This is a genomic window from Bradyrhizobium prioriisuperbiae, from assembly GCF_032397745.1.
Classification (GTDB): domain Bacteria; phylum Pseudomonadota; class Alphaproteobacteria; order Rhizobiales; family Xanthobacteraceae; genus Bradyrhizobium_A; species Bradyrhizobium_A prioriisuperbiae.
Map to the genome: position 1 here is coordinate 242,022 of NZ_CP135921.1, position 20,326 is coordinate 262,347.

The 20,326-nt window shown below is 62.8% G+C and carries 17 protein-coding genes; 6 read left to right on the plus strand and 11 right to left on the minus strand.

Annotation, left to right across the window (positions count from 1 at the left end):
• Positions 1–62 precede the first annotated feature (62 nt).
• The 4 genes from RS897_RS01165 to RS897_RS01180 all read right to left on the minus strand — a co-directional run bounded on the left by RS897_RS01165 (position 63) and on the right by RS897_RS01180 (position 4,501).
• Positions 63–1,238: an ABC transporter substrate-binding protein gene (locus RS897_RS01165; RefSeq protein WP_315834792.1), complete on the minus strand. Its 1,176-nt coding sequence runs from the start codon at positions 1,236–1,238 to the stop codon at positions 63–65.
• Positions 1,239–1,451: 213 nt separating this feature from the next.
• Positions 1,452–1,994, minus strand: coding sequence for a 3-hydroxyanthranilate 3,4-dioxygenase (locus RS897_RS01170; protein ID WP_315838941.1), 543 nt, complete (start codon positions 1,992–1,994; stop codon positions 1,452–1,454).
• A 58-nt stretch (positions 1,995–2,052) separates the two neighbouring features.
• The gene (locus tag RS897_RS01175; protein ID WP_315834793.1) at positions 2,053–3,027 is read right to left on the minus strand and encodes a dihydrodipicolinate synthase family protein; all 975 of its coding nucleotides are present in this window, start codon (positions 3,025–3,027) and stop codon (positions 2,053–2,055) included.
• A 43-nt stretch (positions 3,028–3,070) separates the two neighbouring features.
• Entirely contained in the window at positions 3,071–4,501 is a 1,431-nt protein-coding gene (locus RS897_RS01180) for an NAD-dependent succinate-semialdehyde dehydrogenase (RefSeq protein WP_315834794.1), read from the minus strand.
• 100 nt (positions 4,502–4,601) lie between these two features.
• Between RS897_RS01180 and RS897_RS01185 the strand changes: the two genes are divergently transcribed.
• Together RS897_RS01185 and RS897_RS01190 are read left to right on the plus strand one after the other, a co-directional pair.
• Positions 4,602–5,549: a LysR family transcriptional regulator gene (locus RS897_RS01185; protein WP_315834795.1), complete on the plus strand. Its 948-nt coding sequence runs from the start codon at positions 4,602–4,604 to the stop codon at positions 5,547–5,549.
• Positions 5,550–5,873: 324 nt separating this feature from the next.
• The gene (locus tag RS897_RS01190) at positions 5,874–6,743 is read left to right on the plus strand and encodes a bifunctional 5,10-methylenetetrahydrofolate dehydrogenase/5,10-methenyltetrahydrofolate cyclohydrolase (protein ID WP_315834796.1); all 870 of its coding nucleotides are present in this window, start codon (positions 5,874–5,876) and stop codon (positions 6,741–6,743) included.
• A 208-nt stretch (positions 6,744–6,951) separates the two neighbouring features.
• Here RS897_RS01190 and RS897_RS01195 read toward each other — a convergent pair whose 3' ends face one another.
• The 4 genes from RS897_RS01195 to RS897_RS01210 all read right to left on the minus strand — a co-directional run bounded on the left by RS897_RS01195 (position 6,952) and on the right by RS897_RS01210 (position 13,753).
• Positions 6,952–8,121 (minus strand): toll/interleukin-1 receptor domain-containing protein, encoded by a 1,170-nt coding sequence (locus tag RS897_RS01195; RefSeq protein ID WP_315834797.1) that lies wholly within the window; start codon positions 8,119–8,121, stop codon positions 6,952–6,954.
• A gap of 237 nt (positions 8,122–8,358) precedes the next feature.
• The gene (locus RS897_RS01200) at positions 8,359–11,454 is read right to left on the minus strand and encodes an efflux RND transporter permease subunit (RefSeq protein ID WP_315834798.1); all 3,096 of its coding nucleotides are present in this window, start codon (positions 11,452–11,454) and stop codon (positions 8,359–8,361) included.
• Positions 11,451–12,626: an efflux RND transporter periplasmic adaptor subunit gene (locus RS897_RS01205; protein WP_315834799.1), complete on the minus strand. Its 1,176-nt coding sequence runs from the start codon at positions 12,624–12,626 to the stop codon at positions 11,451–11,453. The genes RS897_RS01200 and RS897_RS01205 overlap by 4 nt, the downstream gene beginning before the upstream one ends.
• A complete protein-coding gene (locus RS897_RS01210) occupies positions 12,623–13,753 on the minus strand; it encodes an efflux RND transporter periplasmic adaptor subunit (RefSeq protein WP_315834800.1) in 1,131 nt (376 codons plus the stop codon). The genes RS897_RS01205 and RS897_RS01210 overlap by 4 nt, the downstream gene beginning before the upstream one ends.
• 144 nt (positions 13,754–13,897) lie before the next feature.
• Here RS897_RS01210 and RS897_RS01215 point away from each other — a divergent pair, with 144 nt between their 5' ends.
• Both RS897_RS01215 and RS897_RS01220 read left to right on the plus strand, forming a co-directional pair.
• Positions 13,898–14,554 carry a TetR/AcrR family transcriptional regulator gene (locus tag RS897_RS01215; RefSeq protein WP_315834801.1) on the plus strand — a complete coding sequence of 219 codons (657 nt, stop codon included), beginning with the start codon at positions 13,898–13,900 and terminating at the stop codon, positions 14,552–14,554.
• A 12-nt stretch (positions 14,555–14,566) separates the two neighbouring features.
• Positions 14,567–15,124: a DUF488 domain-containing protein gene (locus RS897_RS01220; RefSeq protein ID WP_315834802.1), complete on the plus strand. Its 558-nt coding sequence runs from the start codon at positions 14,567–14,569 to the stop codon at positions 15,122–15,124.
• An 89-nt stretch (positions 15,125–15,213) separates the two neighbouring features.
• Here the strand turns inward: RS897_RS01220 and hflX are convergent, their stop codons facing one another.
• Both hflX and RS897_RS01230 read right to left on the minus strand, forming a co-directional pair.
• Positions 15,214–16,671, minus strand: a complete 1,458-nt coding sequence (gene hflX / locus RS897_RS01225; protein ID WP_315834803.1) for a GTPase HflX — start codon at positions 16,669–16,671, stop codon at positions 15,214–15,216.
• 109 nt (positions 16,672–16,780) lie between these two features.
• Entirely contained in the window at positions 16,781–17,269 is a 489-nt protein-coding gene (locus tag RS897_RS01230) for an Lrp/AsnC family transcriptional regulator (protein WP_315838942.1), read from the minus strand.
• Between the two features lie 120 nt (positions 17,270–17,389).
• Here RS897_RS01230 and RS897_RS01235 point away from each other — a divergent pair, with 120 nt between their 5' ends.
• Together RS897_RS01235 and RS897_RS01240 are read left to right on the plus strand one after the other, a co-directional pair.
• Positions 17,390–18,592: a diaminopropionate ammonia-lyase gene (locus RS897_RS01235; RefSeq protein WP_315834804.1), complete on the plus strand. Its 1,203-nt coding sequence runs from the start codon at positions 17,390–17,392 to the stop codon at positions 18,590–18,592.
• Complete coding sequence (locus tag RS897_RS01240; protein WP_315834805.1) at positions 18,589–19,773, plus strand: M20 aminoacylase family protein; 1,185 nt, start codon at positions 18,589–18,591, stop codon at positions 19,771–19,773. The genes RS897_RS01235 and RS897_RS01240 overlap by 4 nt, the downstream gene beginning before the upstream one ends.
• An 86-nt stretch (positions 19,774–19,859) precedes the next feature.
• Here RS897_RS01240 and RS897_RS01245 read toward each other — a convergent pair whose 3' ends face one another.
• Entirely contained in the window at positions 19,860–19,982 is a 123-nt protein-coding gene (locus tag RS897_RS01245; protein ID WP_315834806.1) for a hypothetical protein, read from the minus strand.
• Between the last annotated feature and the right edge of the window lie 344 nt (positions 19,983–20,326).

Here is a 20,326-nt window from a genome sequence, read left to right on the forward strand (position 1 = left end):
CACGCGGGGAGAGGGAGCGCGCCGTCCGTTGCGGCAACGATTCGAGCGAGCCTCATCATGCTCTAAAACTTGCAGTCCTTGGCGTAAGCCTCGCCATGGCTCGACAGGACCTTGGTCTTGGTGTTGAGGGCGAGCTTGCCGTCGGCGGACTTTTCCGCTTTCAGCGCCCACCAGTCCTGCACCGGATGCTGGTTGGGGCCGAACTTGAAGGTGCCGCGGGTGGACTGGAAATCCGCCTTCAGCATGGCCTGGCGAAACGCTTCGACATCGTCCAGCTTGCCGCCGGTGCCCTTCAGCGCCGCGCCGATCGCCAGTGCGGTGTCATAACCCTGGCTGGCATAATAGGTCGCCGGGCGATGGTGGGTCTTGTTCCAGGCGGCCATGAAGGCCTTGTTGGCGGGATTGTCGAAATCGGAATTCCAGTGCGAGGTGACGTTGACGCCGAGCGCCGCTTCACCGACCACCGACAGCGTCACCGCATCGAGCGATGGCGCCGCCACCACCATCGCGATCTTGTCCTTCAGGCCGGCCTGCTCATACTGGCGCAGGAACGCAATGCCGAGGCCGCCGGGTTCGAACTGGAACACGGCTTCCGGCGCGGCAGACCTGATCTGTGCAAACTCCGGCGCGAAATCGGTCTGGTCGAGCCGGGTGAAGCTTTCACCTGCGATCTTGCCCTTGTAGAAGCGCTTGAAGCCTTCCAGCGCATCCTTGCCGGCCTGATAGTTCGCCGCCACCAGATAGACCGACTTGTAGCCGAGCTCATTGGCGAGCTGGCCGGCGCTCTCATGCAGGGAATCGTTCTGCCACGACACCACGAAGTAGTTGGGATGGCAGCCCTTGCCGGCAAAAGTGGACGGCCCCGCATTGGGGCTGACATAAATCGCGCCGGCATCGAGCACGTCGGGCACGGTGGCCCCGGCCACGTTGGAGAAGACGATCCCGGTGAAAATCCTGACCTTGTCGTTCTTCATCAGACGGTCGGCGATCTGTTTGCCTTGCCCCGGCTTGGCGGCATCGTCTTCCACCATCACCTGCACCGGGACGCCGCCGAGCTTGCCACCATTCATGTCGATCGCAAGTTCGAAGCCATCGCGGATGTCCTGGCCGAGATAACCGCCGGGGCCAGACAGCGAGGTGATGATACCGATCTTGACCGGCGCCTGGGCTCCCGCGGGAGCAGCCCATACGGACAAGATCGCGAGACATACGCCAGCAGCGACTTTCGACACGTTCATGGTAATGACCTCCCCCAAACTTCAGACACGATGAGATGTGCTTCGCTCAACGTAATCCGTCATCCTGAGGTGGCCGTGCGCAGCACGGCCCTCGAAGGACGACGGCTCATACGTTTGATTCATCGGCCGTACATCCTTCGAGGCTCGCCCAGCGGTGCAAGTGCACCGCAAGGCTCGCACCTCAGGATGACGGAGCGGATCAACGCAGGCCACCTAGAGCTTGACCCAACCCGCCGGCGGATCCTTGCCCGGGTGCAGCGTCTTACAGTGCGGACAGGTCCGCGCGGCTTCGTTGCCGTAGAATTCGCGATACAGCGGCGGCAGATCGTCGACGATGCTTTCGAGATCGACCTCGACGCGATGCACCAGCCCTTCGCACTTGAAGCAGTACCACTCGAAAGCATCGAGCACGCCGTCGGCGCGCTTCGGCTCGACCACGAGACCGACCGATCCTTCCTGCGGACGCTGCGGCGAATGCCGCACATGCGGCGGCAGCAGGAAAATCTCGCCCTCGCGGATCGGCACGTCGTAGTGCTTGCCGTTGTCGACCACCTTCAGCACCATGTCGCCGCGCAGCTGGTAGAAAAACTCTTCCACCGGATCGTCGTGGAAATCCGTGCGGCGGTTCGGGCCGCCGACCACGGTGACCATCAGGTCCGCATCCTTCCAGATCTGCTGGTTTCCGACCGGCGGTTTCAGCAGATGCTGATGCTCATCGATCCACTTTGCGAAATTGAAGGCCCGCAACCGTCCCAGTTCACTCATCTGCCGTCTCCCGCGTCGTTCTCGTTATTCGCCTTTTATTCGCTTTGGCTCAGCCTGCCTTGCGAACGTCCCCGATCTGAAGCCCGCATGCCTCGAAAGCACGACGGGTGATCGAGCGTTCTTCCTCGGTCAGGCCGAGCAGCGGCGGGCGCACGGGGCCGCCGACCTGGCCCAGCAACTCCTGCCAGTATTTCTGGTGCGCGTGCGGCTTCTCCGGCGGCCGGGTGCCGCGCAGCGCCGCGCGCACTGGATTGAGGCTGTCGCGCACCGCACGCGCCTCCTCGATCCGTCCGGCGAACGCCAGATCAGTGTAGGTCCGCATCCGCCGGTCCGTCGCCGACTGCAGAAGATACGGCGGCGACGAACACAGATAAAGCTGCCAGCCCAGTTCGACGATGTTGTCGAACCACTCTTCCTCGGATGCCGTGCTGACCAGGATGCGGTCGCCCGCGAGCCGGGTCAGTTCCTTGTACATCGGGCGCTCGACGCTGTACTTGATTGCGACCACGTTCTCGATATCGGCGAGCTGGTTGCACAACTGCGGCGACATCAGATAGCCGCTGTCCGGATGGCTCCACAGCGCGATCCCGATATCGACCTTGCTGGCGATGGTCCTGTAGTAGTTCAGCAGGGTCTCGTCCTGGGACTTGAAGAAATGCAGGATCGGCGCGTGCACCACGATATAGTCGGCGCCGACCTTTTGGGCATGACGGGCCAGGTCGATCACCACATCCATGTTCTGGTCCGAGCACGACATGATGGTGGCGCCGCGTCCGGCGCAGGCATCCACTGCCAGCTCGAACGAGCGCTTGCGCTCCTCGACCGACATCGAAAAGAACTCACCCTGCTTGCCGGCGATGAAAAGTCCGTCGATGCCGAGCTCGCCGGTCCAGTGCGCCACATTGCGACGGAAGCCGCCTTCGTCGATCGACAGGTCATCTTTGAACGGCATCAAGGCTGCAGCCCAGATCCCCTTCATATGCTGCCGGGCATAGGCTTTGGCGTCTTTTCTGGAATACTTCATGACGTGTCGTGTCCCTGGCCGATTTTTGCGCTTCCTGACGCCGTCACATCAGACGGTGCGAGATATTCTTGACGATGGTGTAGTGCGACAGCCCTTCCGCGCCGCCCTCCCGGCCGAAGCCGCTTTCCTTGACCCCGCCGAACGGGGTTTCGGCGACCGAGGCTTCCAGTGTGTTGATCGAGAAATTGCCGGCCTCAATGCCTTCCGCGAGGCGGTCGGCATTGCTTGCCGAATGCGTGAAGCCATATGCCGCCAGGCCAAAGGGCAGCGCGTTGGCCTTTTCAATAGCCTCGTCGAGGGACGAGACCGGATTGATCAGCGCCAGCGGACCGAACGGCTCCTCGCGCATGGCGCGGGCGCCATCGGGCAGGTCAGCCAGCACCGTGAGCGGAAAGAAATAGCCGCGATTGCCCAGGCGCTCGCCGCCGGCAAGCACGCGCGCGCCCTTGGCCCTGGCATCGGCAACCAGCGTCTCCATCGCTTCGACCCGGCGGCGATTGGCCAGCGGCCCCATCTGGGTGGCGGGGTCGAGGCCATTACCGACCGTCACCGTGCGTGCTTTTTCCACGAACGCCTTGGTGAATGCCTCATACAGCGGTTCCTGCACGAAGAAGCGCGTCGGCGAGGTGCAGACCTGGCCGGCGTTGCGGGCCTTGCGCACCGCCGACATCGTGGCGGTGGCGACGGGATCGACATCGTCGCAAACGATCACCGGCGCATGGCCGCCGAGCTCCATCAGCACGGGCTTGGCGTGACGCCCGGCCATTTCCGTCAGCCGTTTGCCGACCGCCGTGGAGCCGGTGAAAGCGACCAGCCGAATAGGATTCTGCGGAATGAGATACTCGGAGATCTCCGAAGGGACGCCGAAGACAAGGTTGAGGACCCCGGGGGGCAGGCCGGCATCGTGAAACGCGCCGGCGATATGAAGCGCACCGGCAGGCGTTTCCTCCGCGGCCTTGATAATGATCGAGCACCCCGCCGCAAGCGCGCCACCAATCTTGCGCGCTGGCTGGCTCATCGGAAAATTCCAGGGGGAGAAAGCCGCAACCACGCCGATCGGCCGCTGCAGCACAATGTATTTGATGCCCGGTTCGCTGGGAATGACCCGGCCGTAGGTGCGCTGTCCCTCGCCCGCATCCCATTCCAGGAATTCGCAGCCGCGCACCACTTCGAGACGCGCCTGTTCGATCGGCTTGCCATGCTCCAGGGTGATCGCAAACGCGATCTCCTCGACCCGCTCCCGCATCAACGTCGCGGCCTTACGCATGATGTCGCCACGCTTCGCCGGCGCCGTCCGGCTCCACACCTTGAAGCCATCAGCGGCAGCGGCCAGCGCGGCATCCAGATCCGAGCGGCTCGCAATCGGGACCGTTCCGATCTCGCTCTCATCGGCAGGGTTGAGCACCGGTTGCCCCGACGTGGCCCTCCTCCAGGTCCCTCCGATATAAAGTTGAAGATCAGGATATTGCGCCATTACCAGCCTCGAGCGATTGGATTACCTCGTGATTAGGCGGTCGCGGCGTTTAAGTTGCAATCCATATATTTCTTATCTATTCATAATGGATTGATTATGGATGCCGATGAACATCACGATCCGCCAGATCCAGTCCTTCCTGCATGTGGCCGAGCTCGGCAGCTTCACCCGCGCGGCCGAGAAGATGCACACCATGCAGCCGGCGCTGTCGCAGCAGGTGCGCGACCTGGAAGCCGAACTGGGCATACGCCTGTTCGACCGCACCACACGCCGGGTGGAACTCACCGAAGGCGGCGCCGAGTTTCGCAACATCGCCGCCAAGATCATCGAGGATCTGGAAGCGGCGGCACGTAACGCGCACGACCTTGCCGAGCGCAAGCGCGGCCGTGTCACCGTCGCCGCACCGCCGCTGTTGGCCGCCGCCATCGTGCCGCGTGCAATCGCCGACTTTCACCGAAAATATCCGGGTCTCCAGGTCAAGCTGATCGACGCCCGGACCGACCAGATCGTCGAGCATGTCCGCTCCGGGCAGGTCGATTGCGGAATCGGCACCTTTCATGCGGGCGAGAGCGAAATCTCGTCGACCCTGCTGGCCCGCGACAGCCTGATGGTGTTCTGCACCACCGGCCATGCGCTCGCCGGCAAGCCAACAGTCGGCTGGCGCGACCTCGATGGATTGCCGCTGATTACACTCACGCGAGACAGCGGCATCCGCCTGCTGGTCGAGGTCGGCTTTGAGGCCGCCCAGATCAGACTGGTTCCGGCCTATGAGGTCGGACAGATCACCACAGCCTTGGCGATGGTCGAGGCCGGACTCGGCGTTGCGGTGTTGCCGACCTACGCGTGGTCGGGGGCGCGCGGCATGACGATATCGGCCGTGGCACTGCTGCCCCGCATCACCCGCGACATCGTGATGATCACCCGCACCGGCCGCAGCATTGCGCCCGCGGTCTCGGCCTTCGCCCGATATCTCGGCAAATACACCACCGTCTCGGCGGCCACGGCCGAGGGAGCGAAACCCTCATCGGCGCGGAAGCGCACGCGCTAGCGGATGACTTACGCTGAATCAACTCCGTCATCCTTATGGTGCGAGCCTAGCGGTGCATCTGCACCGCTGGGCGAGCCTCGAGGGATGCACGGCCAATTCTCCGAGGTATGGGCCGTCGTCCTTCGAGGGCCGTGCTACGCATGGCCTCCTCAGGATGACGGATCACCTCATCCGCTTTAGCTCAAAAGCTGGCGTCCGATGCATCATCGCCGGTCAGCGGCCCATTGCCTTTACCGGCCCAAGGATGGGAACCATCGGGAAGCGCAGAGACGACCGCCGCGCGCCTGGGCACCAACCTTCAACGGAGGTGCCATAACTGCTGTAATGGCTGCTGCAACGATCGCGGAAACCATCGACGGGCATAAACACGCGCAGATCCTTCTCGACGCTGTCGCCGTCGAGCTGGCTCATCTCGCACAGGCTCCGGGATTTGCGGTGATCCTGGTCGGCGACGATCCGGCCAGTCACATCTACGTCCAAAGCAAAATCAAGATGGCCGAAAGGCTGGGCCTGCACGGCGAAGCCGAGATCCTACCGGACAGCATCACCGAAGCCGACCTGCTGTCCATCATCGCGGCCCTGAATGCGCGGGACGATATCGACGGCATCCAGCTGCCGCTGCCCGTGCACATCAACACGCTGCGCATCATGGCCGCGGTCGATCCCGCCAAGGATGTCGACGGCCTGCATGCCCTCAATGCCGGTCGTCTGGTACATGGGGCGGATGCTCTGATTCCCTGCACGCCGCTGGGATGCCTGAAGCTCATCAAATCGATGGTTCCCGACCTGACCGGGTGCCATGCCGTCGTCATCGGCAGTTCCAATATCGTGGGCAAGCCGATGGCCGCGCTGCTGCTGGAAGAACGTGCGACCGTGACTCAGACCCACGTCCATACGCGCGACACCCAGTTCATCTGCCGCAGCGCGGATATCCTGGTCAGCGCGGTCGGCAAACCCGGACTGGTGCGCGGAGGCTGGATCAAGCCGCGGGCCGTCGTCATCGACGTCGGCACCACACGCGTCGCGCGGCCCGACGGCGGCTACGACGTGCGCGGCGACGTCGCTTTCGAGGAGGCGATGCGGGTGGCCGGCGCCATCACGCCGGTGCCGAGAGGCGTTGGCCCGATGACCATCGCATGCCTGATGGAAAATACGGTGAAGGCCGCCAAAGCCCGGTTGGCGAGGAACGGCTAGGTCGGCGTCATTACCCGCTGACAGCAACCTTTGTCCTTCGTCATGGCCGTATACGTGTCCCGGCCATGACGATTCATTTGGCAAAGTGCCGAAGCGCTCGCAGCCACGCGTGAAGAACGGACGGGTCGAAGCCTGCTGCTGAAGGATGGAGGAAAACAGTTCAATCGACGGCTGACGACGTCAAGACACAGATCCGCCCCGCGCTCGACTACGGCCGGCTAACGGGTGATGTCACCACAATGCGCACAACAGGGTCTCCGGGCGCACTCGCCGTGGTCCAGTGACTCTCATACAGCTCCAGCAGCCAGCTTGACGTCCATCCCCTGTCAACCGCGCACGTCAGAATATCGCGCATCGATCCGCTCCGGTGTTCGACGTCAACAACTGCGTCTTCTGCCCGTTGCACCTCCTTCATCCCCAACTGGCGGCAGAGTCTCTTTCCGTCCTTGGTCCACGCACGTGCCGTAATTTCGGATACGAACAGGCGCTTGAACGCGCCCGCCAACAAAACGAAAAAAAACGATTCAATAAGCAGCCCTATGCCATCGTTCTTGTGTCCAGGTTCGATGCCGATCATAGATAAATATGCGGGATAATCGCCGCCAAAGTGGAAGTCCGGCATCATTTCCATACTCAGTTCATCCTCAGCTATTCTTCCAACCTTGACCTCTCTGTAAAATTCGTCGAACAGCAGATGCATTTCCCAATAGCCGACAATATTGTCGTCATTGTCCACCAGCAGTCGCCAATGCTCGGAATGGTTCCAGAATATCTCTTCCCACTGCTCCACGGTGCCCTCGTCTCGCGGATCGCTAAATCCCAACAACTTGTTATCCAGCCGAACTAATATTTCAGCCAGTCTCTTTGCAGGATCTTCCCATCCCCAGCCGATCACATCGTTTATGTTGGCAATGCGATGTCGGCTTGGGGCAAGGCCCAACTTCTTCCGAATTGCATTGCGAAGCTGGTCAAGATCGCTATCGAAGGACTCGTGCCTTATCTGCAGGAACTCCATCCCGGCAATCGAACGGGCAACATCGTCCAAGTCGCGCTGTTCCGGCTCTCTCGCGCCGTCGACGTAGACCGGAATAATCTCTTTGCTGGTCGCGAGTGCAGTCTCCACTTCAATGCGGCAATAATCTTTCGCCGCGTCGGCTTGCGACAGGCGTGTGAACCAATGCAGCCCTATGACGAACAGGACAATGTGAGATTCGCTTATGGATTTCCTAAGTCTGGCCTCCAGATCACTTCCGGGAGAGCGCTGGTCCTGATCCCAAAAAACCTTTTTTCCTGGAAACGCACGGGTCAAATGCTGCGCAATCAATCGGGCAGACGAAGCGCCGTCAGTCCACCGGTAGCTGATAAAAATATCAGACACTTCGGCTCTCCGATTTTCCATGTTGGGATTCGCAACTGCCCGAAACGCACCGCAACAAACTCGCCTCAGCCTTTCGAGTCGGCATTCCACCAGGCCGGTCCGGACATGCCGGCCATTCATATCAATGGTTCGAGCTCTTTCAAGCACCAGTGACAGGCGCTTGAAGCGCGTTTGTCGGTATTGTCGCCGCTATCGTCAGCCTCGTGGAATGACAGTAACGCACTCAACTCTCACTGACTAGGATGACTCCACTTCACTCTCGGGCGCGGTTTTGGCCTCCTCCGCCTGCCCATAGCCCGGCGCCTTGATCCGGAACCAGGTGACATACAGCGCCGGCAGGAACAACAGCGTCAGCACGGTGCCGACGATGATGCCGCCCATCATCGCATACGCCATCGGCCCCCAGAATACCTCGCGGGCGATCGGGATCAGCGCCAGGCTTGCGGCCGCCGCCGTCAGCATGATCGGCCGCATCCGGTGTTCGGTCGCTTCCATCACCGCCTCCCACGCCGGCCGGCCTTCCTCGCGCAGATGCTCGATCTGCACGATCAGGATCACCGAGTTGCGGATCAGGATGCCGATCAGCGCCAGCACGCCGAGGATGGCGACGAAGCCGAGTGGCGCGCCGCTGGGCAACAGCGCTGCGACCACGCCGATCAGCGCCAGCGGCGCCACGGCAAAGACCAGGAACAACCGCTGGAAGCTCTGCAACTGCAGCATCAGGATGGTCGCCATGACGAACAGCATCAGTGGCACGACCGCGACGATCGGCGCCTGGCTCTTGCCGCTTTCCTCGACGCTGCCACCGACCACGACATTGTAACCCGGCGGCAGTTTGTCGTCGAAGGCGGCGATCTGCGGCTTCAGCTGATCGACCACCGTATTCGGCTGCACCGCATCCAGGATGCCGGCCTTCAACGTGATGGTCGGCAGCCGCGAGCGGCGCCAGATCGTGGGCTGCTCGATCTCGTAACGCAACGTCGCCACCGCGGCGAGCGGCACCGACTGGCCGCCGCTGCCGGCCAGTTGCAGGTCGCGCAGGGTCTCGAGCGACTGGCGTTCGGTCGCCTTGGCGCGCCCCAGCACCTTGATCAGATAGATGTCGTCGCGCACCTGGGTCACCGAGGTGCCGTCGAGCACACCGTTGAGGGTCGAGGCGATGTCTTCCGAACTGACGCCGAGCTGCCGCGCCTTGTCCTGCAGCACGTCGACCTTGACCACGCGCGCCGGCTCCATCCAGTCGAACACCACGTCGCCGAGATGCGGATTGCTGCGCAGCACGCCAGCGAGCTCGAGCGAATAGCTGCGCACCTTGGCGATATCGGGCCCGCTGACGCGATACTGTATCGGGCGGCCGACCGGCGGGCCGATGTCCAGCAATTTCACAAAGGCATCGGTACCGGGGAACGTTTTCTTCAGATAGGCCTGCAACTCCCCCCTGAGGCGATCGCGCACCTTGAGGCCCTTGGTGACGATGACGACCTGGCCGAAGGTGACGTCGGCCGGCTGCACGTCGAACGACAGCACGAACCGCGGCGCGCCGGTGCCGACATAACTCGACCAGTGATCGATGCCGTCCCTGCCCTGCAGCGCCTCGCGCTCGAATTGCGCGATCTGCGCGTTGGTTTCCGCGATCGACGAGTTCTGCGGCAGGTTCCAGTCGACCACCAGCTCATTGCGATCGGACGACGGAAAGAACTGCTGCTGCACGAATTTCATGCCGCCCAGCGACAGCGCAAACACCACCACGGTCACGGCGATGGTGATCCAGTGGCGACGCATGCAGATGTCGAGAATCTGCGCGAAAATCCGGGCGAAGCGGCCTTTCTCCTCATGATGGCTCTTCATCGCCTCGGGCAGGATGGTGACGCCGAGCAGCGGTGTAAACAGCACCGCGACGATCCACGACACCACCAATGACACCGCGATCACCACAAACAGCGTGAAGGTGAATTCGCCGGCGGCGCTGTTGTTCAATCCGATCGGAATGAAGCCGGCGACCGTGACCAGGGTGCCGGTGAGCATCGGGAATGCGGTCGAGGTGTAGACATAAGTCGCTGCCTTGGTCAGCGTATCCCCAACCTCGAGCCGCGCGACCATCATCTCGACCGCGATCATGGCATCGTCGACCAAAAGGCCGAGCGCGATGATCAGGGCGCCGAGGGAAATCCGCTGCAGTGAAATCCCGGCATAAGCCATCACCACAAAGGTGATGGCGAGCACCAGCGGAATCGAGATCGCGACCACCAGACCTGCGCGCATTCCCAGGCTGATGAAGCTGATAGCCAGCACGATGACCACGGCCTCGAACAGCGCCCGGGTGAAGCCGCCCACCGCTTCCTCCACGATCTGCGGCTGATCGGACACGAGGTGCACGCCGACGCCGATCGGCAGGTCGGCCACGATCCGGGTCATCTTGTGCTTCAGTGCTTCGCCGAACTGCAGCAAATTGGCGCCGGCCTTCATGCCGATGGCGAGACCGATCGCCGGCTCGCCATTGAAACGAAACAGCGAGGTCGGCGGATCGGCATAGCCGCGGGTGATGGTGGCGACGTCGGTGAGCGGAAAGAAACGATCGTTGACCCGCAGGTTGATGGCCTTCAGGCTGTCTTCCGTGGTGAACTGGCCGCTGACCCGGACACTGATCCGTTCCGGACCGGCCTGTAGCACACCCGACGGCGCGATCGCATTCTGCGCCTGCAGAGCGCTGACGATCGTGCGGCCGTCGAGACCCAGTGCGGCAACCTTGCGGGTGGAGAATTCGAGATAGATCACCTCGTCCTGGGCGCCGACGATGTCGACGCGGCCGACATTCGGTACGGTCAGCACCTGGGCGCGCACGTCCTCGACCCGGTCACGCAACTGCCGCTGACTCAAGCCGTCGCTGGTGAAGGCATAGATGTTGCCGTAGACATCGCCGAACCGGTCGTTGAAGCCAGGCCCGACCACGCCTTGCGGGAAACTGCTCTTGATATCGGCGACCATGTTGCGCACCCGCACCCAGGTCGGGGCCACGTCCTGCGCCTTGGTGGTGTCGCGCAAATTGACAAAGATCGTGGTTTGCCCTGCAACCGTCAGGCTCTTGGTGTAGTCGAGCGATTCCAGCTCTTCGAGCTTCTTCTCGATCCGATCGGTGACCTGGCGCGTCATCTCCTCGGCGGAGGCACCGGGCCACTGTGCCTGGATCAGCATGGTCTTGATGGTGAAGGCGGGATCTTCCTCGCGCCCGAGCTGCAGATAAGAGAACAGCCCGGCTGCCATGAAGGCGATCATGAAATACCAGACCAGCGAACGGTGATGGAGCGCCCAGTCAGACAGGTTGAATGATTTCACGGGGTCGCTTCCTGATCGATGCGGACCTTCTGGCCCTCGGCAAGACTGTGCACGCCGGCGGTGGCGACGCGCGCGCCAGCGTCGAGACCGGCGGTGACACGCACGCCGCCATCATCATCCTTGGTGCTTTGGATTTCGCGCAGCGCCACGGTGTGGCTCGACGGATCGACCAGCCAGACGAAATTCTTGCCGTCCCTGGCGAGGATGGCCGACGGCGGTACCCGCAGGCCTTGCACGACGGCGCCGGCCAGCACCGTCGTCACCGTGGTGCCGAGCCGGAAGGTTTCCGGCGGATGGTCGAGGGTGATGCGGACACGCCGCGAACGGGTCACCGCATCGGCTTGCGGCGCGATCTCGCGCACCTTGCCTTCGGCCTTGATCGAGGGATCGAGCTGCAGGCTGACCGCGAAGGGCATACCGATCGACAACGCACCGGCGATATTGTCAGCGACGTCGATGACAGCTTCGCGCACATCGGGACGCGCCACCGTCACCACGGCCTGGCCCGGCGACACCACCTGACCGACTTCAGCGTTGATTGCGGTGACGACACCGGCAAAATCGGATTTCAGCTGGGCATAACCGAGCTGTTCGCGCGCCTTGGTGAGATTTGCCTGGGCGCGGATGACGGAGGCCTGCGCAGCGGCGCGGCTCTGCTCCGCGGTCTCAAGCGTCGCCTTGCTGGTGGCGTCGGTTTCCATCAGCGTCCGCTGGCGTCCCTCCGCGCCGGTCGCATTGGTCAATTGCGCCTGGGCGCTCGACACATCCGCAATCGCCGAGCGCACCGCGAGCTCGAGCGAGGCCGGATCGATCGCGGCCACGACTTGCCCCTTGTCGACGTTATCGCCGACATTGACCGACCGCGCCACCAGCCGCCCGAGCACACGAAAGCTGAGATCGGTCTTGAACTGCGGCTGCACGGTGCCGACGATAAAGGCATTGTCCGCCGATGCCGGGGCGACCACGGCCGAGAGCACCGGCCGCACCGGAACGGGGGCTGCGACTTTTTCGTTGCAACCGGCGACCGTGATGCAGGTGCTCAACAACAAGGTGATGCGCGTAGCCCGGGTGAGCGGAGCGATACCCGGGATCAACTTCGCGACGCCCACCCCGGATGTCGCTTCGCTCATCCGGGCTACGGAGGCGATGGACTTGGCATGATGGAACATCATGATGCGCGCTCCCCGTCAAAAGTCACCGTCTGCCCCGGGCTGAGCAGCTTGCCGCCCTCGGTGACAACACGATCACCCGGCGACAGCCCACTCTTGATACTGATCGTTCCGGTCTCGTACTCGTCGACCGCGACCTCCTTGAGCGACACGGTTTTGGTCTTGCCGTCCACCACCCAGACCGCAGGCTTGACGGCATCCGCCATCAGCGCGCTCCACGGCAGAACGATCCGCTGCACCGGCTTCCACTTCCCGGTGCCAATGACCGCACTGCCGAGCGTCATGGCCGGCGGCGGGTTTTCGATCGCGACCTTTACCCGCACGGTTGCCGTTTTCGGATCGATGGTCGGAGACACCTCGCGCACGTGGCCTTGCGCCATGACCTTCGAATCCGACACCAGCACCAGCGCGATCTTGTCGCCTCCCGGCTGGCGGAAGAAGATCGACTCATAAACATCGAACACGGCGTCGCGGTCGCCGTCCTGCGCCAGCGTGAAGGCCGACTGCGCGGCCTGCGCCACCTGGCCGACTTCAAGGCTACGGGCAGTGATCACGCCCGCGGCGCTGGCGCGCAACTCGGTGTAGCCCAACGCATCCTTCGCGGTGCCGAGCTGCGCCTTGGCGGATTCAAGCGAGCCCTCGGCGGTGCGCAGCGCCTCCTGGGCCTGATCGAAGGTCGCTCGCGTCGTGAAGCCGTTGCCCATCAGGGTCTTCTGCCGCTCAAACGTCGCCGTCGCCACCCGCACCTGGGATTCCGCCGCGGACACCGCGGCGGTGGCGGCATCGAGATCGGCCTGCTGCTCGGTGGGATCGATCCGCGCCAGCACGTCACCGGCATTCACATGGGCGCCGACGTCCACCAGCCTCTCAATCACGCGGCCGCTGACACGAAACGACAGTTCGGCCCGCACCCGGGCCTGGACATCGCCGGTCAGGGTGACGGAGGCCTGGCGATCCTTCAACTGCACGGTTTCGGTGCGAACCAGGGTCGGCGGCTTTGCGGCGACCGCATTGCGATCGTTGCAGCCGGCAAGCACCGCCACAACGGACAGCACACAAGCGGCGCGCAACCCGGCGCCGATGCCGGATCCGGGATCACGACTGACACGACATCGGAGACGGCTGCTCATGACGACACGCTCGACGTTTGAGGGGGCACCGGCTTGATTGGAACCCATGGTGGCACGGGCCTCTTTCAGAGGCGCGACAAATATTATTGACTAACTCGTAAGTCAATAATAAAATCACCCTCATAATAAGAGCTTGGAGAGACCATGCCGGAGACTGACGCACCGCCCAAACGCCGGGAACGCCGCAAGGCGGAACGCCCCGGCGAAATTCTCGACGCCGCCTTCGAGGAATTCGTCAAGCACGGCTATGCCGCCACGCGGCTCGAGGACGTGGCAGCGCGCGCCGGCGTCACCAAGGGCACGATCTATTTCTACTTCGACACCAAGGAGCGGGTGTTCGACGAGATGATCCGCCACGTTTCGCGGCCGGTGTTTGCCGAGCTCAACAGTTTTGTCGGCGCACTGCACGGGTCCTATCGCACGCGGCTGCGCGCACTGATCGGCTTCCTGCACACCCGGATGGCCGGAGAACGCGCGTCACGCGAGACACTGCGCTTTCTGATCGCCGAAGGCGCCCGCTTCCCCGACCTGGTGGAGCGTCATTATCTGGCGTTCATGCAGCCCTTCACCGAACGGTTGCGCGAGATCATCGCGGCCGGCATCCAAGCCGGAGAATTCCGCCCTACTCCCGCAGCGAACTTCCCCGAGATCATCGTCAGCCCGGCGATCCTGCTGAATGTGTGGTGGATGCTGTTCGGCGACCGGCGACCGATCGACGTCGAAGCCTACATCGACGCCTCTTTCGATTTGCTGATGCGGGGGTTGTCGGGGGCAGCGGCGACCGGCGCATCTGCCAGCTGACGAGCGCACCAGATGTCAGCAAATCTTGTCTTCACAGTGGGACACTCCAACAGGACGCTGTCCGACTTCATCGCCGTTCTCCGCTCCGCCGGGATCTTGGCACTGGTCGACGTGCGGCGGTATCCCGCCTCGCGACGGCATCCGCATTTCAACGCTACCCCGCTGAAGAACGAACTGGCCGCAGTCGGAATTGGCTATCGGCATTTTCCCGACCTTGGCGGTTATCGGGATAATCCTGTCGTCTCATCCTCAGGTCCGAACGACGGCTGGCCACCGGGATTTCTGCGCAATTATGCAGACTATGCGATGACCGAGGTGTTTCAGGCCGCATTGACTCGTCGGCGCGACACGCTGCAGCCAAAGACCGCGCTGATGTGCGCCGAGAAGTCGTGGACCGACTGTCACCGGCAAATCATCTCGGACTATCTGATCGCGCGGAGGCATGAGATCATTCACGTGATCGATGCCGAGGGCCGCGAACAGGGAGCATTGACTGCGTTTGCCCGGCCAACGGAGGGAGGACTCATCACCTACCCCGCCGCCCGATCACAATTGCAGCTCGATCTTTAGAGTTTCCGTTCCGATAGAGTCGGAATGGAAGCTCTCGCCGGCGCTGCCGCGAACGCCCGAAGGTCAATCGAAGGCTAACAATCACTGACTCATGACGTAGCCAGGCTTTTCCGCAACCGCGCGATCGCGCCGGGCAGGCCACGCACCCTCATGATCCGTCCATTGGCATCATAACCCTCGGAGAGCACGCGCGCGTTCTCATACACCTCGCTCAGCCGTCCCTGTTGAGCATACGGCAGCACCAGGTCGTCCTCCACCATGGCCGCTTCGAAGAACGCGATGATTGCCTCGCGCAGCGCCGCCACGTTCTCGGCCGACTTCGCTGACAGGAAGATCGCGTCGGGGTGTTTTGCGCGGAGTGCAGCGCAATCCGCCTCGTTTATGCGATCGATCTTGTTGAGGAGCAGGCGCGACGGGACGATATCGGCGCCGATCTCGCGCAGCACACCGCGGCTCACCTCCAATTGCGATTCGTAGGTCGGATCCGACGCGTCAACGACGAACAACAGCAGCGATGCTTCGAGCGCTTCGGCCAGCGTGGATCTGAACGACGCAACGAGATCATGCGGCAGCTTCTTGATGAATCCGACCGTATCCGAGACCAGCACGCGCGGCCTCGTCTCGGGGTGCAGGGCACGCACCGTCGTGTCCAGCGTTGCGAAAAGCTTGTCCGCAACCAACACCTCACTGCCGGTCAGCGCACGCATCAACGACGATTTCCCAGCATTGGTGTAACCGACCAGGGCGACCCGGAGCCGATCGCGACGCGCCGACCGGCGCTCGTCATGATCTCGCTGGATATCGTCCAGTTGCTGCTTCAGCTCCGCGAGGCGATCGCGGATCTTGCGGCGATCGAGTTCAAGATCGGACTCGCCTGAGCCAGGGCCCTGATGACGTCCGCCGCCGCCCGACGCTTCCCGCAGGCGTGGCGAGACGTACTTCAACCGCGCCATCTCAACCTGCAGCTTTGCCTCACGGCTGCGTGCATGACGATGGAAAATCTCCACGATCACGCCGGTCCGATCGAGGACCTCCGCTCCGGTTGCACGCTCGATATTGCGTGCCTGGTTCGGCGAGATATCATGATCGACAATCACGACATCCGGCTTTGGCGCCTCCCGATCAAGTTCGATCTCCACCACACGCGGCTGCTTCTCGCCAGCATCTCCAAAGCGTTCCCGAGCCTTGGACTTGCGAAGCGGTGCCGTGGATCCAACCACGCCTGTCCCGCCGGTCATGGCGGCGAGTTCTTCCAGCCGCCCCTTGCCGAGCACCGTTCCGCCGTCGATTGCGTCGCGCTTCTGTGAAATCACGCCGACCACATCGTAGCCGAGCGTCTTCACCAGGCGGCCCAATTCCTCGAGGCTCCCGGCATGCGCGACGTCATCAACATCCGGGAGCTGGACCGCGACAAGGATCGCACGCGGAACGGGGGCTTCAGTTTCCATGATACAGCACTTGCCACTTCTTCCGTCCGCTCTACGCCGGACATGTTCTCTGTTCGTCTGTGTCCGTCTCTGTTTGCTTGGCGGCGACGCATCCGCCAACTGACATGACAACAGTGTCCGCAAGATAGACAGAACGGCGGAGAGAAGCGAGACGAATGAAAGGGCACCCGTATAGTCAGCGCATGAATGCCCCGGGATTTCGGCCGCCCTACAGGATCGGCACGCTCAGCCCGACCTTGACGCGGTCCATGGCAACAAAGGTTCGAAACCGTTTCACATTGTTGTTGGCGAAAAACAGGCGGTGCGTCAGCGCCTCGTAGTCGGCCATTGTGGCGGTTGTTATGACGAGCACGAAATCGGCCTCTCCGGTGACGTAGTAGCACTGCTGCACGCCCGGGTCGGATGCGAACGAGCGCTTGGCGGCTTCAAGCATCTCGACACGTTCGCTCTCCATCTCGACTTCAACGAACAGCGTGATGGCCTGCCCGACCCTGGCTGGATCGACGACTGCGACATTCGCCTGGATGACGCCCGTGTCTTCCATTCTCTTGATGCGCCGCTGGACGGCCGCCGCCGAAAGACTGACGGCTTCGGCGATCTCGCGCTGCGACGTCTTGTTGTCACGCTGCAGGATTCGGAGAATGGCACGATCCGTACGGTCGAGATCATCCGGTGATGGGACGGGTTGTTTGTGCATCTGCAAGCGCTTCAGTGAGCCAAAATTGTGTATGAGGGCCGGAAATGGAGCACACAACGCGTCACATACGCAATATCGTTGATAAGGCAGACGACTCTCTTCGGCGCCGAGGCCCTCACCATGCTGATCATCAACGACCATAAGGATCACGGCAAACCGCTCGACGCAGGCGATGCCGCAACGATCGGCCTTGCCGCCGCGAGCGAGGCGGAACGCTTTCTCGAACAGCGCGACGGGCACAGGCCAACCCCGCTGCTCTCCCTTCCCAGCCTGGCCCGCGAGTTGGGTGTCGCCGCAATCCACATCAAGGACGAAGGCCATCGCCTGGGCCTCGGCAGCTTTAAAGCGCTGGGCGGCTCGTACGCGGTCATCCGCCTGATTGTCGAGGAGGCGTCTCGCCAGCTCGGCCGGACGATCGATATCTCGGAGTTTCGCTCACCGGATGTCCACGCTGTAGCGGCAAAACTGACCGTCGCCTGCGCGACCGACGGCAACCACGGCCGCTCCGTGGCCCAAGGCGCCAAGCTTGTCGGCGCCAAATGCGTCATCTTCGTTCATGCCGGCGTCAGCGATGCGCGCGTCAACGCCATCGCGCGCTTTGGCGCCGAGACGGTGCGCGTTGCCGGTAATTACGACGATTCCGTCGCGGAGGCGACGCGCGTGGCAAACGAGAGCGGTTGGATCATCGTCTCGGACACGTCATGGCCGGGATACGAACGCATTCCGGGACTCGTCATGCAGGGCTATACCGCGCTGCTCCGGGAGGCATTGCGCCAGTTGCCCGAACCGCCGACTCATGTCTTCGTCCAGGCCGGGGTCGGCGGCATCGCCGCCGCGGTCGCCGGGCATTTCTCGCAGGTCCTCGGTCCGCAGCGTCCGTTCTTTGTCGTGGTCGATCCGGCCCACGCAGCCTGCCTGTACGAAAGCGCCCGCGCCGGACATCCGGTCAAGCTGTTGCATGGCGAGGCGACGGTCATGGCGATGCTCGAATGCCACGAACCATCGCTCGTGGCATGGCGTATTCTGTCGCGCACCGCCGACGCCTTCATGACGGTGGAGGATGACGAGGCGATCGACGTGATGAAGCGGCTCGCTCATCCCGTCCCGGATGACCCCGTTATCGTTGCAGGCGAGAGCGGCGGCGTCGGTCTTGCCGGGTTGATCCAGATCACACGTGATCCGGCGCTGCGCAATCGCGTCAAACTTGGCGCCCACGCGCGAATATTCCTTATCAACACGGAAGGGGCGACTGACGCAATCGTTTACGAGCGCCTCGTCGGCCAAACGCCCGGCGCAGTCGCCGGCAAGGGAACGCACGCATGACGGACGACACAGCAATCGATAGCGAGATGCGGGCGTGGAGGCATGATCTTCATGCGCATCCGGAATTCGGATTTGAGGAGACCCGGACTGCAACCTTCGTAGCCGCAAAGCTGCGCGAATTCGGATTGGACGACGTTGTCGAGGGGATCGGCGGCACCGGGGTGGTCGGGACACTGAAGCGCGGCACCGGCAACCGTGCGATCGCGCTGCGCGCCGACATGGACGCCCTGCGGATCACGGAACAGGGGACGCTGGACTACAGATCGACCAATCCCGGCATCATGCATGCCTGCGGACATGACGGGCACACCACCATGCTGCTCGGCGCCGCCAAGATGCTCGCCGAGCAAGGCGGCTTCGACGGGATCGTCCGTTTCATCTTCCAGCCGGCCGAGGAATGGGGAAAGGGCGCGCTTGCCATGCTCGGCGACGGATTGATGACGCGCTTCCCCTTCGATGAGATCTACGGGCTGCACAACATGCCGGGCCTGGCGGTCGGCAGTTTCGAGACCCGTGCCGGGCCGATGATGTCGGCGGAAGACAATTTCGAGATTGTGCTGCAAGGTGCCGGCGGCCATGCCGCGCGCCCGCATTGGGGCAACGAGGTGCTGGTCGCCGCCTGCGCCGTGGTCACCAATCTACAGACCATCGTCGCACGACGCCTCAACCCGACCGATATCGGCGTCGTCTCGGTGACCGAACTGATCACCGACGGCACCCGCAATGCCCTGCCGGGCCACGCCCGCATACTCGGCGATGCCCGCAGCTTCCGGCCCGAGGTTAGCGCCGAGATCGAAAAGCAGATGCGCATCATCGCCGCGGGCACGGCACTGACCTACAACGTCGGCTCCAAGGTGATTTATACGCGGGAATTCGTGCCGCTCATCAACGATGCTGCGTCGGTGGAGGAGGCTTTTGCCGCCGCCCGCACCGTCTTCGAGCCCGACCGCGTCGCCGCGGCCCACGAGCCGATGACCGGTTCGGAGGACTTCGCCCAGTTCCTCGCCCACGTGCCCGGCTGCTTCTCCTTCATCGGCAATGGGGAGGCATCGGCGCCGCTGCATAACCCGACCTACGACTTCAACGATGAGGCGCTGCTCGGCGGCGCGCGCTTCCATGCCGCCATCGCACGCCGCCGCCTAGGCAGGATCAACGGAGGCCCAGCAATCGGTGAGGCTTGAGAGGCTGTTCCACCGAGCTTGAAGAGATCTTCCGTGAGCCCGCAGGTCTGGAACCATGCGGAGCGCTTTCCTGATTGGCTGTGGGTTCAAATCACCGGTGACCACGGCACCATGATCTCGCGACAGCCGCTGGCGGTCTTTTCGACATGGGCCAGTGCGGGGAATGGATAGTGGAAGCCCTGGATCAGCATCTTTTCCACCACCAGCATGTCGTACACTTTTCGCCGGGTTCACCAACCTTGTAACGATAGAAGCTCGATCCCTGGGTGGTGCTCTGTGGAACGGCGGCTACCGCTGCAGACGGCGCGAGCGGCAGTGACCGGCCGAGCGCGGCGGCAGCTGTTGCGGACAACAGAGTCCTGCGAGTCATGGTCGGCATGGTGCGGTCCCCCCAGGAATATTTGCTTCGAGCGCTCGCTCGTGCCTGTTGTTGGCTTGTGCGCGATGATGGCAGCACAGAGCTTTTCTCACAAAATGCGCGCGCTTCTAATTCCGGCAATGTTCGGAAACGAATAAATCGGTCAGGCCCGGATGACGTTTACGAGTACCCCGC